Below are 16,479 nucleotides of genomic sequence, written 5' to 3'. Positions count from 1 at the left end.
AGGCGCAAACCCCCTGATCAGGTGGAACCCATACACCACCACCCCGGACGTGACCCCCGTACGGCCACTTGGCGCCGAGGCGACGCAGGGTGCTCGGGGGCAGGAGCATGCCGGAGCCGGCCGGTGCCACGGTCGCGCCCGCGGCACCGGCCCAACGCAGAAAGTCCCCGGCCGGGCAGGGAAGGGTCCGTGACGGCCTCGGAGCGCAGGGCGTGCAGTTCGTCGACGGGAATGTGCGGCCTACCGGCCGCCGTGCTCTTCGGTGAGTGGCTGGAGGGTGCGCAGGCGGGCGGTTTTACGTGCCGTGAGGATGGGTGCCCTTGGGAACACTCGAAGGCGCGGGCCCAGCTTGGGCGTGTGGCGTCCCGCGCAGGGGGCGAGTGCCCTCTTTTACGGAGTGTCAGGTTGCCAAGGTCGGCACGAATGGGCGCTACACGCTACCGTCTGCCAACAAGGAGAGACCGGGACCCACCGAACGAACTGGAACCACTGTCCACGACATCGCGGAATGCCAACCCGCCCCTGCCCAGCGCCCAGTCGGCTGTGGGAGACGGCACCGATGAGATGGTCCGGACCACACCATTCCGCCATGGCTGGATCGTTACCGTTGACGATCAGGACATGGGCGCTGTAACGGGATATACCTGGCGCCATTCTCCTTGACGCACGGATCGAGTGCGCCCATTCTGGCCATCTCCCCCCGCTCCACCCCACCTTCAGGTTGGTATGCCCATGCGCACTCTTCACCTGGCAGCTGCAGCGACCGCGGTCGCTGCAGCTTCCCTGCTGCTTGCCCCGGGCGCCTTCGCCGCCGCCCCCGGCGACAACGGCACCATCAAGATCCACGATGCCAAGACCGGCGAGGATCTCGTCAAGAACGAGCCTCACGTCTGCGCCTTCTACCTCGACGCGTTCTTCTTCGACGGCCTGCAGCAGGCCGACTGGAAGATCGTCGAAATACCGCCCACCGGCAAGAACCAAGAGGCGAAGACCGGAGCAATCACCCTCGACAGCAAAGGCCACGGACGCACCGGGGACCTGAGCCTGCCGAACGGCCACTACAAGCTCATCTGGAACTTCAACGGGGAGCACGGCAAAGCCAAGCACAAGGTCTTCTGGACCAACTGCGAGGAGAGCGGCACGTCGGGCGGACCGGGGTCCACCGGCACTCCCACGGGCACTCCCACCGGTTCGGGAAGTCCGAGCACGTCGCCCTCCTCCGGGACCCAGGCCCCGACCTCGGCTCCGACCACGGGCTCCCCCGCCGCCTCCCCCACCGCCTCCGACACCACTGGTGACGGCACCCTTGCGTCGACCGGCGCTTCCGTCGGCGGCCTGACCTTCGCTGCCGTGCTGCTGCTCGGCGGCGGCACGGCCCTCGCGATGCGCCGTCGCAAGGGACAGCACAACTGACCTCGGACCAACGGGCAGCTAGCTGCGCGCATGGGAGGGCCTGTCCGAGTACACGGACAGGCCCTCCCATGGCGTCCGCCGCTGCCGCCCACCCTGCCCGGCAGGCCGCGTACCGGTTTTCGGGTCGATGAAACACCATTTTCAGTCACCGTGGCTCGTTAATTCGGCTGCCCTGGCCTGTTAACGGAACATCAATCGGCGGGCCGCATGCTGCGCACTGGCACCCGTATCGGGACACGGCAACCGGCCCCACGCCGCACTTCTTGCGATCCGCGCCCGATTTGCCCGCACAATCGACTCGGCCAGTTCGGATCTGCCGCAGACATGACAAGTGGCCATAGCCTCCCCGCGGCGGAGAGGAAGTTCCTCCCCGCCGAGTTCGCAGCGAGGAGTGCCCATGCGCCGCCTGCCCCGCTCCCCCCGTCTCCACCCGTCCAACAACCGTCTGCTCGGTGCCGCTGCCGCGATCGGTGCCCTTGCGCTGCTGCCGCTGCCCGGCGTAGCCGGCACGGTGACAGCTGCTGCCGCTCACCCGGCCGCCGCCACGGCTTGTTCGACGGACAACCAGAGCGACGCCGCCGCCCGCAAGATGAAAGGCGCCACCGGGCACGAGCCAGCTGAACTGACCGACGCCCAGGCCAAGGCCATGGACACAGCGCTTCAACAGCGCGTCACCGCTCTGCGCGCCCAAGGCCGCAATCTCGCCCCGGCTGCCCTGGCCGCCACCACCGTCCCGGTCTACGTCCACGTCATCCACAGCGGTGCTGCCGGCAACCTCTCCTCGACCGACATCAGCCGACAGATGTCGGTCCTCAACGCCGCCTACAGCGGCCAGGGCACCGGCAACGCGGCGACTCCGTTCCAGTTCTCACTCGCCGGCACGGACTACACCGACAACGCCGGCTGGTACAACGGCCTCACACCCGGCTCGTCAGCCGAGAAATCCATGAAGACAACCCTGCGCAAGGGCGGCGCCAACGCCCTCAATCTCTACACGGCCAGCCTCGGCCAGAGCCTGCTCGGCTGGGCGACGTTCCCCAGCTCCTACAAGTCCAACCCCAAGGACGACGGTGTCGTCATCCTCGACACCTCCCTGCCCGGCGGCTCGGCCACCAACTACAACGAGGGCGATACCGCCACCCACGAGGTCGGCCACTGGTTCGGGCTCTACCACACCTTCCAGGGCGGCTGTAACGGCAACGGCGACTACGTCTCCGACACCCCGGCGGAGAAGAGTGCCGCCTATCAGTGTCCGACGGGCCGCGACACCTGCGCGAACAAGCCCGGCGCCGACCCCATCCACAACTTCATGGACTACACCTACGACCCCTGCATGTACCAGTTCACCGCGGGCCAGGTGCAGCGCATGACCGACTCCTGGACCGCCTACCGCGCCGGCTGACGACCTCCGCACGCACCCGACCCACTGCCAGGAAACAACCGCGAAGTAGCAGCGCGAAGGACCAGCCCGGGGGATGAAGCCCCGAGCTGGTCCTTCCAGCGCCCGTGCCCGTCAGCCCGCCTACGAACCGACCCGAAGCACCCCATTAGCGTCGACTCCCGTGAGGTCGGAAGGCCCAGCAAACCGCTGTGCGGCGAATTCACGGTTGCGTGAGGTCTGCCGGCGATGGAGGTGGGAACGCCTATGCCGAGCGGCGCACTCTCGCGCGGATGACCTCCCAGCACCCCCGGCAACGGAACGCGCTCGTGGGATCGACCGTGCGCCGCCGCGCTTGGTGGGAATACCCAATTGGCGGGGCATGCGCGGCTTTTGGCAGGTTTTATGTGGCACCTTGCGCTGGTCCTCGAAGACCATCACACTGCACGCGTCCAACCGGCCGGCAACTCTCAGCCGGCTGGGTTGACGGAGTCGTCGGACGGGGTCCGGCGGAGTTCGGTACGCGTGGTCTGTGATGCCGCCGGGGTGCCGGCGGCTGCCCTGAGGGAGCTGATCGTGACGTTCTGGAACACGGCGACCGCACTGCGACGTTACGGCGCAAGTGCGGCTGCCCTTGCCACCGCCGCGGGGATGGTCTTCGCCGCGGCGCTCCCCGCCGCCGCCATCAACTCGTACAACGCGACGCCCGCGCCGGAGCGGACCGAAGTCGGGGCGCTGATCGCGCAGTGGGACGACGACGCGGATCCCGAGACGCCCGACAGAGTGGACTGGGTGTGCTCCGGCACGATGGTGGATCGCGACACGTTCGTCACGGCGGGACACTGCACCACGGACTGGCCCGCGGGCGTGCAGTTCTTTGTCTCCCTCGATCAGGACGTGCAGTCCGCTCTCGATTCCGCCGCCAGGGCCCACCCCGGCAACCCGTCGGCCGTCGCCACAGCCGTGGGGATCGAAGGCACCGCCCACACAGACCCGGCCTATCCCGGCCCGTCCTCCGACCCGCACGACATCGCCGTGATCCAGGTACCGGCCGTCTCGATGGCCGCCCGGTGGTCGTTCACCCCTGCCACACTGCCCGGCGCCGGGGAGTTGAGCGCTCTGGGGTCCCGGCGATTGCACTCCACCGCGTTCGTGGTGGCCGGTTACGGCACCGAAGAGGCGGCCCGCGGTCCGGGCGGACAGTCGCATCCCGGTGGCGGCGTCCGCATGAAAGCACCCGTCACCTTCGACGCTCTCAATCCGTCCTGGGTCCGCCTGGCGATGACGGAACCACAGGGCAACGGCGGTGCCTGCTACGGCGACTCCGGCGGCCCGAACTTCGCCGTTCTCGGCGGCAGGCTCGTGCTGGCAGCGACAACAATCACCGGCGACTCACCGTGCTACGCGACCAATGTCGCCTACCGGCTCGACTCCCCCGCCGCCCGGGCGTTCCTGGCCTCGTTCGCCACTCTCCCCTGACAGCGGCTTCTTCGGCCCCACAGCCCATCGCCTCAGCAGCCGATCCCTGCCGGGGCTCACGGCGGACACAGCCTTCCTCCTGGCTGTGACGCGGAGGCAGTCATCAAAGAGCGCCAGACGGCGGCAGACACGATCTCCCCGACAAGGAGCCGATCGCCTGCCGAGGTCGAGAACCCGTTCGACCACTATCCGAGGAGAACGACATGCAACTCCGCGCAAGGCTCGTCGGCGTAGGTGTCATGGCCATGGCGGCAATCCCGCTCATGGTCCTTGGCACCGCCCAAGCCTCGCAGACCGTGGCGCTGCCCGCACAGGCCACGGCCCATTCCTGTGCCACCGCCCAGGCCGGCTTCGCCTCCTGCAAGGCGATCCTCCGAACCGACATCGCCCCGGCCAAGACGATATCGCCCAACGCCACCCCGTCAGGGTATGGGCCCGCCAGCCTCCAGGCGGCCTACGCGCTACCGTCAGCAACGGCTGGTGCGGGCCGCACAGTGGCGATCGTCGATGCCTACGACGACCCGACCGCCGAGGCCGATCTCGCGGTCTACCGCAGCCAGTTCGGACTTCCGGCCTGCACCACCGCCAACGGCTGCTTCAAGAAGATCGATCAGAACGGTGGCACCGCCTACCCCCGCAAGGACGGTGGTTGGGCCCAGGAGATCTCCCTCGACATCGACATGGTGTCCGCCATCTGCCCGAACTGCCACATCCTGCTCGTCGAAGCCAAGTCCGCGTCCTTCGCCAACCTGGGTGCGGCCGTGAACCGCGCCGCCGCAACTCCCGGCGTCGTGGCGATCAGCAACAGCTACGGCGGCTCCGACGCCTCGGACGCCAACTACGGGACCTACTACAACCACCCGGGCATAGCCGTCACGGCCAGCTCCGGCGACAGCGGATACGGTGCGAGCTACCCGGCTTCCTCGCATTATGTAACCGCCGTCGGCGGCACCACCCTCAACACCGCCTCCAACGCGCGCGGCTGGACCGAGACCGCCTGGAGTGGCGCGGGCAGCGGCTGCTCCGCCTACAACACCGCACTCACCGGAGCCGCCTCATTCGGCACCGGCTGCGCCAAGCGGGCCGAGGCCGACGTCTCCGCGGTCGCCAACCCCTCCACCGGTGTCGCGGTCTATGACAGCACCGCCTACCAGGGTAGTTCCGGCTGGATGGTCTTCGGCGGCACCAGCGTCTCCGCCCCGGTCATCGGCTCGGTGTACGCGCTCGCCGGCAACACAGGCTCGATCGACAACAACTACCCCTACACCCACTCCGCCTCGCTGTGGGACGTCACCTCCGGAAGCAACGGCACGTGCCCGACCGTTCAGTGGTGCAACGCCCGTACCGGCTGGGACGGCCCCACCGGCCTGGGCACCCCCAACGGCATCGGCGCCTTCTGAACCTCTCAGCCAGTCAGTATCGCTCCGGGCCGGAGGGTCTCCACACCCTCCGGCCCGGTCGTCCGCCCGGTCACCTCCGAGGGGTGGGCGGCCCGGTCGGTCGAGAGGACGGTGGCGTCGGCGAGGCTGGGGACTTGCCATGAGCAGCGGCCCTACCGAGCAGCCGTGCACAGTAGGCGTCGACTTCGCTCTTTCCGCCGGCCGCCTGCTCGAGCCGGGCCCCGGAGCGAGACTCCAGGGACTGACCGCGATCTGTCGCTTGGACGTACTTCTCGCACAGTCCCTTCACGTCCTGGCCCGCCGGTGCCGGAGAAGTGACCGCTGCAGGCAAGGAGGGTTGCGCGGGTGGCACAGGCGTGTGGGACGAGCCGGTGGCCGCGGAAGAGCTGGGGGTGCCGCTCGGGTGGGGGGCTACGGCGCCGTGATTGCCGGGGACAGTGGCAGTGGACGGCACAGGACCTGAGGTGGCGGCACCGGGGTGGAACGGCAGGGGAAGGTTCCCGGTCTGCGCCGCGATGGCCACCCCGCCGAGCACGAAGACCGCGGCTATGCCTCCAGCCAGGACCTTGACGGGCCGCGACCTGAAGGTTCGGCGCCGAAGGCCACGCCCAACGGGGCTGTCCCGGGCTTGCCGGAAGGCCGCCAGTGCCGCATGTTCGCGCGCGCTGTCCACAGGGAGCGGCTTCGCCGCCACCGTGAGAAGCCGGGTGAGGTCGGCTGCCCGGCTGTCGGCTTCCGCGATGTCCTGTCCGCTGAGCAGCCGCTCTGCGACGGCCGCGTCCAGCCATCCATCGTGTTCTCGGAAGTCGTTCATTCGTCATTTCTCCCAGCGCCGTTGAGGCGCTCCGACAGGTATTTCAGACCCCGGTGGGACGCGGTTCGCACCGCACCCGGGCGCTTGCCCAGGACCTTCGCCGCCATCGGCCCATTGAGCCCGAGCACCACTCGCAGCAGCACGGCTTCGGCCTGCTCCTGGGGCAGTTCGGCGATCAGGGTCAGCGCGCGCTCGGTGGACAGATTCTCCAGGGCCACGCCCTCCGTGTCCTGCAAGGTCAAGGGCTCTTTGGTTCGCTCGTCGAACCCGGACGTGCGGGGGCGGACCCTGATCCTTCGCAGGTGGTCCAGGGCGCGGTGCCGGGCTATGACCGCCGCCCAACCCCGGAAGCGCTCTCCGTCGCCGCGGAACGCGCCGAAGTCGCGGACGATGTCGTGCCAGGCCTCCGACGCGATGTCCTCGGCATCCTCACCGACCAGGCCGCGCAGGTATCCCAGAAGCATGGGATGGATCTCGCGGTAGACGATGCCGAAGGCGGCTTCGTCGCCACCGCGGGCCTGAGCGACGGCATCGCCCAGCTCCCCGTCATCCATCCTGCTGCGTCGGCGCACCTCCGCCTTGCCCACTGCAATCCTCTTCGCGCTCGCCGACACCGTGCAACATCTTCATCCGCCGAAGGACGTCCTCCGACTCGCGGTAGGGCGGGCGTCACACCTGTGCCTGGCCCACCACCGCGAGATAGAAGAGACGCAAGCTGTGCTGCGGTCCGTTCTCGAACCGCTTGACCGCCTTGCCCAGCGGATTCCATACCCGCCCGTCAGGAGTCCGGATCCCGAAGGGCTGCCCGAATGTATCGCGCTGGTGGGCATCGAAGTCCACCCAGCCGGCTCTCGCCCCGCGTACCAGCACCTCTCCGGTGTAGGCACCGAAGCCCAGGAGCGTTCGGGTCACCGCCTGGGCGGGCGGATTCTCCCGTCGAATGCCCTCGATGGCCCGGTCCACCAGCGCCAGACTCTGCGGCGAGTAATCCAGCCGGATCCTGGACCCTTCCCGCACAATCGCCACGATGTCGGCTGCGAGGCGGGGACCGAGTACGGTCACCGGCGGGTTTCGCACGGGATTCTCCATCATGTCCCTCCGTTGGTCGGGCTCTGCCTCGCGCACGGTTCGCGCGGCTCATACGGGGGGCGCATCACACCGCGAAAACGTCACACCGAGCAGAGCACTCCGGTCACCGCAACGGCATATATCCGAAATATGCAGACCCTCGTCAACAAGCCACCGCGCCTTGTATGGTGCGCGACCGTGCACCCCACATCCGGTACCGATACGACGACGGTCGACGTCCCCGCGCGCCACGCCAGGCACAGCCATGCCGCCACTCGGCCGGTGTTTCTCGACGCTTCCGGACGTCGGCAGCGTCGAGTTCGGCGCGTCGGGAGATTCCTGGTCATACCAGCCGTTGGGTACGTCGCACTGCTGCTGAGTGCCGCCCTCGGCGGGCCGACCGTTTCCTCTCCGTACCTTCCACTGCCCGAGGCCGGCAACCACCCGGCCGGCGTCTCGAGCCCAGGACCGGACGCCACAACCGCGGCAGGCGGCAAACCGGCCACCGGCACGGAATCCCGCACGCCGGGCACCGGCTCGTCCCACGGGTCCACGACCGCTCCGCCTGCCATGGCCATAACCCCGGGCACGTCGCCTTCGTCAGGCGTATCTCCCAGTGCCCCCCGGACAGCGGCGACCCCCACCGCCACAGTGAGCCACGGCAAGAGCACGGCCACGCATCCCGTCCCCACCCATACCGGCCGCGGCCACGGATAACTCTGGAATCCAGGTAACTCCGGAATCCCTTCACCGCCGCGAAGAGAGCACCCCGACATGACGCACGCCTCCGCCGCTTCCACCCGCTCACGAAGACGCCGGGGACGCCGCGGCGTTGTCCGCGCCACACCGCTGCGCACCCACTGGCTGCTGCTGACGGTCCTGATCCTCACACTCTGCGCCGCACTCCTCATCCAGGGCTACACCCAGCACATGTTCGGTATCAGTGACGACGCGGCCCGCGCTGACGGCGGTGCCGCGGAACGCGTACCCGCTGCCGTCGCTCATGGCGGCCCGGTGATCGACAGCGCGGCCGTACCGGCCCGCACCGCTCGCCCTCGGGCGCACACCATCGCCCTCACGTTCGACGACGGCCCCGACCCGACCTGGACGCCGAAGATCCTGGACGTGCTGCGCCGCAACCACGTCCATGCCACGTTCTTCGTCGTGGGCACCCAGGTCGCCGCCCACCCGGCGCTGGTTCGGCGCATCCTCGCCGAGGGGCACCAGATCGGCATTCACACCTTCACCCACGCCGACCTCGGGTCGATCCCGGGCTGGCAGCGCACCCTCGAATTGCGCGAAGCCCAACTCGCCCTGGCCGGCGCCACCGGACACACCAGCTCACTGCTGCGGCCCCCCTACTCCTCGGTCAACGAGGCGCTCAACGACCGGGACTGGGACACGGTCCTGGCGGCCGGCGACGCCGGCTATCTGACCGTACTGACCACGCAGGACAGCGAGGACTGGCAGCGCCCCGGCGTCGACCGGATCGTCACCAACGCCACACCGCACGGAAGCGCCGGCCGGATTCTGCTCATGCACGATGCCGGCGGCGACCGGTCCCAGAGCGTGGCCGCCCTCGACCGTCTGCTCCCCCTGATGGCGGCCCGTGGATTCACCGTGACCACGGTCGGCGACGCCGTCGGGATCCCGCAAGTCATGAACCCCGCCGCCGGCAAGGACCACTGGCTGGGCGTCGGTCTCATCGGGGCGCTGGACGGCAGCGCCTGGGCGCTGACCTTGCTCGGCTGGCTGCTGTACGCGGCAGGCGCGCTCGCCGTGCTGCGCGCCATCGCCGTGCTCATCGCCGCCCGGCGGCACGTCCGGCTACGGGGCACCGGCTGGGGGCGACCGGTCACCGCACCCGTCAGCATCATCGTGCCCGCCTACAACGAGAGCGCGGGCATCGAGGCCGCGGTCCGCTCGTTGCTCGCCTCCGACCATCCCGTCGAGATCATCGTGGTCGACGACGGCTCCACCGACGGCACCGCCGACCTCGTGGAGTCGCTCCGCCTTCCCTATGTGCGGGTCATCCGGCAGCAGAACGCCGGCAAGCCGGCAGCCCTCAACACCGGAATCGCTGCCGCCTCACACGAGCTCCTGGTCATGGTCGACGGCGACACCGTCTTCGAACCTGATGCCGCCCGCATGCTGGTGCAGCCGTTCGCCGACTCCCGGATCGGAGCGGTCTCCGGCAACGCGAAGGTGATCAACCGCGGCGGACTGCTCGGCCGCTGGCAGCACATCGAGTACGTCGTCGGCTTCAACCTCGACCGCCGCCTGTTCGACCTCGCCGAATGCATGCCAACCGTTCCAGGAGCCGTCGGCGCGTTCCGCCGCTCCGCGCTCCTGCGCATCGGCGGTGTCAGTGAGGACACCCTCGCCGAGGACACGGACCTCACCATGGCCCTGTGCCGCGAGGGCTGGCGGGTGGTGTACCAGGAGGACGCCATCGCCTGGACCGAGGCGCCGGCCTCCCTGCGTGCGCTCTGGCGGCAGCGCTACCGCTGGTGCTACGGCACCCTGCAAGCAATGTGGAAGCACCGCGGCGCCCTGGTGCAGACCCGGGCGGCGGGCAAGCTGGGCCGCCGCGGTCTGATGTATCTGTTGCTCTTCCAGGTTCTGCTGCCCCTGCTCGCCCCCGTCGTCGACATCTTCGCTGTCTACGGCCTGATCTTCCTGGACCCTCAACGCATCCTGGCCCTCTGGCTCGGCTTCCTCGCGCTGCAGACCGCAATGGCTCTGTACGCCTTCCGCCTGGACGACGAACGACCGGGGGCGCTGTGGAGTCTGCCTCTGCAGCAGTTCGTCTACCGGCAGTTGATGTACCTCGTCGTCATCCAGTCGGTGGCGACCGCGATCGCGGGATCGCGGCTGCGCTGGCAGCGGATGGAGCGTTACGGCAGCCTGCACGTACCCGAGCCCTCACCACATGGCTCGCCCGCGGCCTCCGGCGTGACCGATTCCTCCACGCGCGCGGCGCCTTCGTCATAGGGCGGCCGTCCACAACGAGTTGCGGATCGCGTCTCAGGCCCGGCGTCGTTCTCCCGGATCCTCCTCCGGTACCGGCAACGAGTTCGGCATGCTGGCCCGGTGGGCCAGTGCCACGGCGGCAACCGAGGAGTGGACGTCGAGTTTGATCATCAGATTCTGCACGTGCGTGCGTACCGTGTTCGTCGACAGGAAGAGGCGCCGCCCGATCTCCGATCGACTCATCCCGGCGGAGAGGCAACCCAGCACCTCGCGCTCGCGAGCGGTGAGGTTCGCCAAACGCCCGGTGTCCTCCTCCATCCCATCACGCATGGTCACCAGTTCAGCGAGCACCCGGGTGAGCAGGGGCGGCGGAATCCAGGTCTCGCCGCGCTGCACACCCCTGATGACGGCGAGCAGATGCTGCATGGAGCTGTCCTTGGAAACCCAGCCGCGAACACCGGAACGGATCGCGGCACAGGCGAGATCGTCGGCCCTGGTGCCGTCGCTGAGCACGATGAGGGGCACGGCCAGCCGGCCCGGCCACGGCGACACGGCCACAGCCAGGCCGGGCGAGGCCAACGGGCCGATGTCCGCCACGACCACGTCCGCGCGGTCATCCCCCGCTGCTCGGCAGGCCGCCTTCATCCCGGTTACCGCACTGCCGACCATTCCCACCTGTCGCAGCCCCAGCGCAAGGACCTCAGCGACCGAGCGGCGCCGGTCGGCCACGACGACCCGGATCTCGCCAGCCTGTTCCGAGGTTCCCACCGAATGGTCCACTCTGCCAGCCGCGAGGTCCACCCGCGCCGGGAGCCGATCCTCGACTGGAACGATCGGATCCGGCCACCGTCGTCGTCCCCGCCTTCGCGATCGATCGCACCGAGATCGTCCTCCACGAGCTCGCCGATCTGCGCCGGGACGGAATCCTGCCTTCCTCCGTCCCCGTCTACGTCGACAGCCCCATGGCGCTGGCCGCCCTGGACGTCTACCGGGACGCCCTGTGCTCCGGCTCCCCCGAGTTGCGGCCCGAGATCCTCGCCCAGGGCGAGGCCGCGATCAGTCCCGAGCCGTTCCTGGCGGCCCGCGCCGTCCAGGAGTCCATCGACAACAACACCAGCGGTCCCGCCGTCATCGTCCTCGGCCGGCATGGCCACGGGAGGCCGTGTCCTGCACCACCTGCACCGGCTCCTGCCCGACCCCCGCAACGCCGTCGTCATCGTCGGCTTCGCGGCCGCCGGCACCCGGGCCCGCGACCTGGTGGACGGCGTTCCCGCCCTCAAGATGTTCGGCGAGTACATCCCCGTACGGGCGGAGGTCGCCGACGTGCCGTACTTCTCCGCCCACGCCGATGCCGGACAGATCATCGACTGGCTGCGCGGAGCCCCGCCCCCGCACACCACCTACCTGGTCGACGGCGAGGAGTCCGCGGCCGCGTCGCTCCGGGACCGGATCGACCACGAATTGGGCTGGACGACCGTCGTACCCAAGCCAGGGGAGGCCGTTCTGGTCCGCTGACCGTGCGGGAAGGACCCGCCACGGCCGGGTCCTTCGAGGGCGGGTTGGCGCTTCTCGCCCAGGCGAAACAGAGAGACCGCCCGCGCCTGCGGACGGTCTCTCGGATCCTGTGGCTTTGTGGGCGGGCTTGTCGCTCCAACACCTCACCCGAATCATCAGCGATGTCCGTGATGCAGCTGGTGATGTCTGCCCTGGGTGTAGCGGCGGGTCCGCACCGCCGCCCAGAGGCGGCTCACCTTGTCGAGGAGCGTCTCCGATACGACCGTCATGACAGCGATCACAGCCAGCGCGGCCAGTAACAGCAGGACGAACAGTGTCCAGAAATCGGTCGTCAGCGTCGTCTCCACGATGGCCATCTCCTCATCGGCAGCTGTCGCTCGCAGCCGCTCTTCCGCCAGCATCGGCCGCTCAGTACCGGTGGTGCCCGGGGCCGAACGTCCCGGGGTGGGACCGTTCGGCTCTTACTCCGGCCCCATCGGAACGAGGATGACCGGGCAGCGGGCGTGGTGCAGTAAGGCTGTGGTGACCGGGCCGAGTTGAGGGCCCAGCCGGCCCTGGCGCCGGTGTGCGGCCACCACGATGACAGCGGCGTTGCCCGTTGCCTCCAGCAGTGCGTGCGCCGCCCCGGAGCGGACTGCGCGGGTCCGTACCGGGACCTCGGGATACTGATCGCGCAGCGATGTCACGACGCGTTCGGGCACGGCGGTCTCGTTCTGTGAACGACGGTCGATGTCGTCCTGAACGCGCCGGGTGGGGACCGGTGCAAGACCGACGGGTGCCAGATGACGATAGGTCCAGGCGTGCAGGACGCGCAGGGGTGATCCGCGGCGCGCGGCCTCGGCGAAGGCGTAGGCCGCTGCGTCGGTGTCGTTGTCGCTTTCGATGCCCAGCAGCACCTCACCGCCGGGGCCGGGGCCGTCCGGTCGCGAAACCTGGTCCCCCCGCACGACGAGGAGCGGGCTCAGCGTGCGTGCGGCCAGACGCAGACTCACCGATCCGAGCACCAGGCCCGCGAAACCTGGCAACCCGCGAGATCCGACCACGGTCAGAGCAGCAACACGGCCCCTGCGCAGCAACGCCTCGGCCGCATCCCCGACCACCGGTACGGTGCTGACCGGCAGACCAGGGTGCCGCTCACGCACCCGTTCAACGGCGGACTTCAGGGTCGGCCCCGCCTCATCGATGTCGGTGACGGCGAACACGATCTCCAGATCCGTTCCCAGCCTGACGGCTTCTGCCGCGGCCTCGTCCAGGGCTCGTACGGCGACGACTGAGCCGTCGACGCCGACGACCACGTGTCGAGCGGTCATGGTTCTCTCCTCCTTGGGTTTCGTGAGTTCGGCGGTTCGCCGCCGCGCTCCCCGGTGCGCTAGAACGCGCGCACGCCGTGATCCCGGAACTGGCCTCGCACACGGTCCACAAGGTCGGGCGACGGCGTTGGGGTGTCACGTAGCGGGAAAGGGATGTCCAGGGCTTCGTACTTGGCGGCGCCCAGCTTGTGGAAGGGCAGGACATCGACGCACTCGACATTGCCCAGTCCCGCGACGAAAGCCGCCAGGCCGTCGATGGCGGATTCGTCGTCGGTCCGGCCGGGAACCAGGACGTAGCGGATGCGGACCGGCACCCCGTGCCGGCTCAGCCTGGTGGCGAACGTCAGGGTCGGCGCGAGGCCGGCGCCCGTCAGGCTGCGGTAGGCAGCGACGTCGAAGGCTTTGATGTCCAGCAGGACCAGATTCGTGTCGGCGAGCAGATCGTCCGTGGCGCGGCTGCCGAGGAAGCCCGAGGTGTCCAGGGTGGTGTGCAGGCCGAGTTCCTTGCAGCGGTGGAACACCTCGGCGGTGAAGGCGGGTTGCAGCAGCGGCTCGCCGCCGGTGATCGTCACTCCCCCGCCGGCCGCGGTGATGAAGGTGCGGTACTTCTCGATCTCGGCCATCACGGCGTCGACGGTCATCTCCTGCCCGTCCCGCATGTGCCAGGTGTCCGGGTTCGCGCAGTACAGGCAGCGCAGCGGGCAGCCGCTGAGGAACAGTACGAAGCGGGTCCCGGGACCGTCCACGCCGGTGGACAGGTCCCAGGAGTGGACGCGGCCGGTGTTCACAACCGGCCGTGGAAGGTGCGGCTGATCACGTCGAGCTGCTGCTCGCGCGTGAGCCGGACGAAGTTGACGGCGTAACCGGAGACCCGGATGGTCAGTGCCGGGTAGTCGTCCGGGTGCTCCATGGCGTCTTCCAGAGTGGCCCGGTCCAGGACGTTGACGTTCAGGTGGAAGCCGCCGGCGGCCATGTAGCCGTCCAGGATCCCGACCAGGTTGGCGGCGCGTTCGCCCGGGTGGTGGCCGAGGCCTTCGGGCGTGATCGTCGAGGTCAGGGAGATGCCGTCACGGGCCTGGTCGTAGGGGATCTTGGCGACGGACAGCGCGGAGACGGCCATGCCGTGGCGGTCGCGACCGTTCATCGGGTTGGCTCCGGGTGCGAAGGGCTGCCCGGCACGGCGGCCGTCGGGGGTGTTGCCGGTGTGTTTGCCGTAGACCACGTTGGACGTGATCGTCAGCACCGACTGGGTGTGCTCCGCATTCCGGTAGGCCGGGTGCTCACGCACCTTGGCCATGAACCGGCGCACCAGGTCCACCGCGATCTCGTCGACGCGGTCGTCGTTGTTCCCGAAGGCGGGGTATTCGCCCTCGACCACGTAGTCGACCGCGAGGCCGGTGTCGTCCCGGATCACCTTCACCCGGGCGTGCTTCGCCGCGGACAGGCTGTCTGCGGCCACCGACAGCCCGGCGATTCCGCAGGCCAGTGTGCGGTGGACGGGGTGGTCGTGCAGGGCCATCTCCAGCCGCTCGTAGGCGTACTTGTCGTGCATGTAGTGGATGACGTTGAGGGCGTTGACGTAGGTCGCCGCCAGCCAGTCCAGAACATGGTCGTAGGCGGTGTTCAGCTCCTGGTAGTCCAGGTGGTCGCCGGCCAGTGGTTCCGTGGCAGGGGCGATCTGTTCTCCGGTCATCTCGTCCCGGCCGCCGTTGATCGCGTAGAGCAGGGCCTTGGCGAGGTTGACCCTGGCGCCGAAGAACTGCATCTGCCGGCCCACCGCCATCGCCGACACGCAGCAGGCGATCGCCGTGTCGTCCCCGGTCCGCGGGCGCAGCAGATCGTCCGACTCGTACTGCAGGGCGCTGGTGTCGATCGAGACCTGTGCGCAGAAAGTCTTGAAGCCTTCGGGCAGGCGGGGCGACCACAGCACGGTGAGGTTCGGCTCCGGTGCGGGCTCCAGGTTGTACAGGGTCTGCAGGAACCGGAAAGAGGTGCGGGTGACCAGAGTCCGGCCGTCCTGTCCGATGCCGCCCAGGGACTCGGTGACCCAGGTGGGATCGCCGGAGAACAGTTCGTCGTACTCCGGGGTGCGCAGGAAACGCACGATCCGTAGCTTGATCACGAAGTCGTCGATCAGTTCCTGGGCGCGGGTCTCGTCGATACGCCCTTCCTCGAGGTCGCGGGCGAGATAGACGTCGAGGAACGTCGAGGAACGGCCCAGTGACATCGCCGCGCCGTTCTGTTCCTTTACCGCGGCCAGGAAGCCCAGGTAAAGCCACTGGACGGCTTCGTGCGCGGTGGCGGCCGGACGGGAGACGACGCAGCCGTACGAGGCGGCCATCTCCTCCAGTTCGGCCAGGGCGCGGATCTGCTCGGCGAGCTCCTCGCGGTCGCGGATCACCTCGGCGGTGGACGGCTGCGTGTCCAGCAGGTCGCACTCGGCGTGCTTGGCCTCGATGAGGTGGGTCGTGCCGTAGAGAGCGACCCGGCGGTAGTCGCCGATGATCCGGCCACGGCCGTAGGCGTCCGGCAGCCCGGTGATGATCCCGGCCTTGCGGGCCTGGCGCATCTCCTGCGTATAGGCGTCGAAGACGCCCTGGTTGTGCGTCTTGCGGTAGGTGCCGAAGACCCGGGAGACGAACGGGTCCGGTTCGTAGCCGTAGGCGCGCAGCCCGTTCTCCACCATCCGCAGCCCGCCGTTGGGCATGATCGCCCGCTTGAGCGGCGCGTCCGTCTGCAGACCGACGATGAGCTCACGGTCCTTGTCGATCCAGCCGGGTCCGTGCGCGGTGATGGTCGACGGCGTGGCGGCGTCGACGTCCAGGACGCCCTTGCGGCGCTCCTCGGCGCGCAACTCGGACACGATGTCCCACACGGCCTGGGTCCGTTCCGTCGGGCCGGTGAGGAAGGCGGCGTCGCCCTCGTACGGCGTGTAGTTGTCCTGGATGAAGGCGCGCACGTCGATCTTCCGGTGCCAGCAGATTCCGGCGAAGCCCCGCCATGGATCGGTGGGAGGCCGGGTGTCCTTCCGAGTGGCCTGCGTCATGGCTCGTCGCCTCTTCCGTATCCGGTGACCGCAACACTGTCCGTCACTGAACCGTCGCACCGGCACGGTGGCCTGGGCGAGGG

Annotated in this window: 13 protein-coding genes; 6 read left to right on the top strand and 7 right to left on the bottom strand. The window is 69.0% G+C overall.

Annotation, left to right across the window (positions count from 1 at the left end):
- Positions 1 to 732: 732 nt before the first annotated feature.
- The 4 genes from C6N31_RS39060 to C6N31_RS39045 all read left to right on the top strand — a co-directional run bounded on the left by C6N31_RS39060 (position 733) and on the right by C6N31_RS39045 (position 5,670).
- Positions 733 to 1,413: a hypothetical protein gene (locus C6N31_RS39060; protein ID WP_138357808.1), complete on the top strand. Its 681-nt coding sequence runs from the start codon at positions 733 to 735 to the stop codon at positions 1,411 to 1,413.
- A 397-nt stretch (positions 1,414 to 1,810) separates the two neighbouring features.
- A complete protein-coding gene (locus C6N31_RS39055) occupies positions 1,811 to 2,815 on the top strand; it encodes a zinc metalloprotease (RefSeq protein WP_138357809.1) in 1,005 nt (334 codons plus the stop codon).
- A gap of 552 nt (positions 2,816 to 3,367) precedes the next feature.
- Positions 3,368 to 4,270 (top strand): trypsin-like serine protease, encoded by a 903-nt coding sequence (locus C6N31_RS39050; protein WP_244809742.1) that lies wholly within the window; start codon positions 3,368 to 3,370, stop codon positions 4,268 to 4,270.
- 203 nt (positions 4,271 to 4,473) lie between these two features.
- Entirely contained in the window at positions 4,474 to 5,670 is a 1,197-nt protein-coding gene (locus C6N31_RS39045; RefSeq protein ID WP_138357810.1) for a S53 family peptidase, read from the top strand.
- A gap of 810 nt (positions 5,671 to 6,480) precedes the next feature.
- Here the strand turns inward: C6N31_RS39045 and C6N31_RS39040 are convergent.
- Together C6N31_RS39040 and C6N31_RS39035 are read right to left on the bottom strand one after the other, a co-directional pair.
- On the bottom strand, positions 6,481 to 7,071 hold the full coding sequence (locus tag C6N31_RS39040; protein ID WP_381589147.1) for an RNA polymerase sigma factor: 591 nt from the start codon (positions 7,069 to 7,071) through the stop codon (positions 6,481 to 6,483).
- Between the two features lie 82 nt (positions 7,072 to 7,153).
- A complete protein-coding gene (locus tag C6N31_RS39035) occupies positions 7,154 to 7,576 on the bottom strand; it encodes a hypothetical protein (RefSeq protein ID WP_232486194.1) in 423 nt (140 codons plus the stop codon).
- A gap of 750 nt (positions 7,577 to 8,326) precedes the next feature.
- Here C6N31_RS39035 and C6N31_RS39030 point away from each other — a divergent pair.
- Positions 8,327 to 10,546, top strand: coding sequence for a bifunctional polysaccharide deacetylase/glycosyltransferase family 2 protein (locus C6N31_RS39030; RefSeq protein WP_198359360.1), 2,220 nt, complete (start codon positions 8,327 to 8,329; stop codon positions 10,544 to 10,546).
- Positions 10,547 to 10,579: 33 nt separating this feature from the next.
- Here C6N31_RS39030 and C6N31_RS39025 read toward each other — a convergent pair whose 3' ends face one another.
- Complete coding sequence (locus C6N31_RS39025) at positions 10,580 to 11,293, bottom strand: response regulator transcription factor (protein WP_269288641.1); 714 nt, start codon at positions 11,291 to 11,293, stop codon at positions 10,580 to 10,582.
- A gap of 378 nt (positions 11,294 to 11,671) precedes the next feature.
- Here C6N31_RS39025 and C6N31_RS44625 point away from each other — a divergent pair, with 378 nt between their 5' ends.
- A complete protein-coding gene (locus C6N31_RS44625; RefSeq protein ID WP_232486193.1) occupies positions 11,672 to 12,040 on the top strand; it encodes an MBL fold metallo-hydrolase RNA specificity domain-containing protein in 369 nt (122 codons plus the stop codon).
- A gap of 155 nt (positions 12,041 to 12,195) precedes the next feature.
- On the opposite strand, the gene C6N31_RS39015 is transcribed toward C6N31_RS44625, so the two are convergent.
- Genes C6N31_RS39015 through pflB form a run of 4 tightly spaced genes read right to left on the bottom strand, consistent with a single transcriptional unit; the run spans position 12,196 to position 16,396 of the window.
- Positions 12,196 to 12,441, bottom strand: a complete 246-nt coding sequence (locus C6N31_RS39015) for a hypothetical protein (RefSeq protein WP_198359354.1) — start codon at positions 12,439 to 12,441, stop codon at positions 12,196 to 12,198.
- Between the two features lie 60 nt (positions 12,442 to 12,501).
- Positions 12,502 to 13,350, bottom strand: coding sequence for a universal stress protein (locus C6N31_RS39010; protein WP_198359353.1), 849 nt, complete (start codon positions 13,348 to 13,350; stop codon positions 12,502 to 12,504).
- A gap of 59 nt (positions 13,351 to 13,409) precedes the next feature.
- On the bottom strand, positions 13,410 to 14,138 hold the full coding sequence (pflA, locus tag C6N31_RS39005; protein WP_198359351.1) for a pyruvate formate-lyase-activating protein: 729 nt from the start codon (positions 14,136 to 14,138) through the stop codon (positions 13,410 to 13,412).
- Entirely contained in the window at positions 14,135 to 16,396 is a 2,262-nt protein-coding gene (gene pflB / locus C6N31_RS39000; protein ID WP_198359350.1) for a formate C-acetyltransferase, read from the bottom strand. Before pflB ends, pflA begins: the two co-directional genes overlap by 4 nt.
- Positions 16,397 to 16,479 lie beyond the last annotated feature (83 nt).

The sequence above is a fragment of the Streptomyces fildesensis genome (genome assembly GCF_016107395.1).
Lineage (GTDB): Bacteria > Actinomycetota > Actinomycetes > Streptomycetales > Streptomycetaceae > Actinacidiphila > Actinacidiphila fildesensis.
The sequence above is the reverse complement of the archived record's forward strand: the minus strand, read 5'-3'. Positions and strand labels throughout refer to the sequence as shown.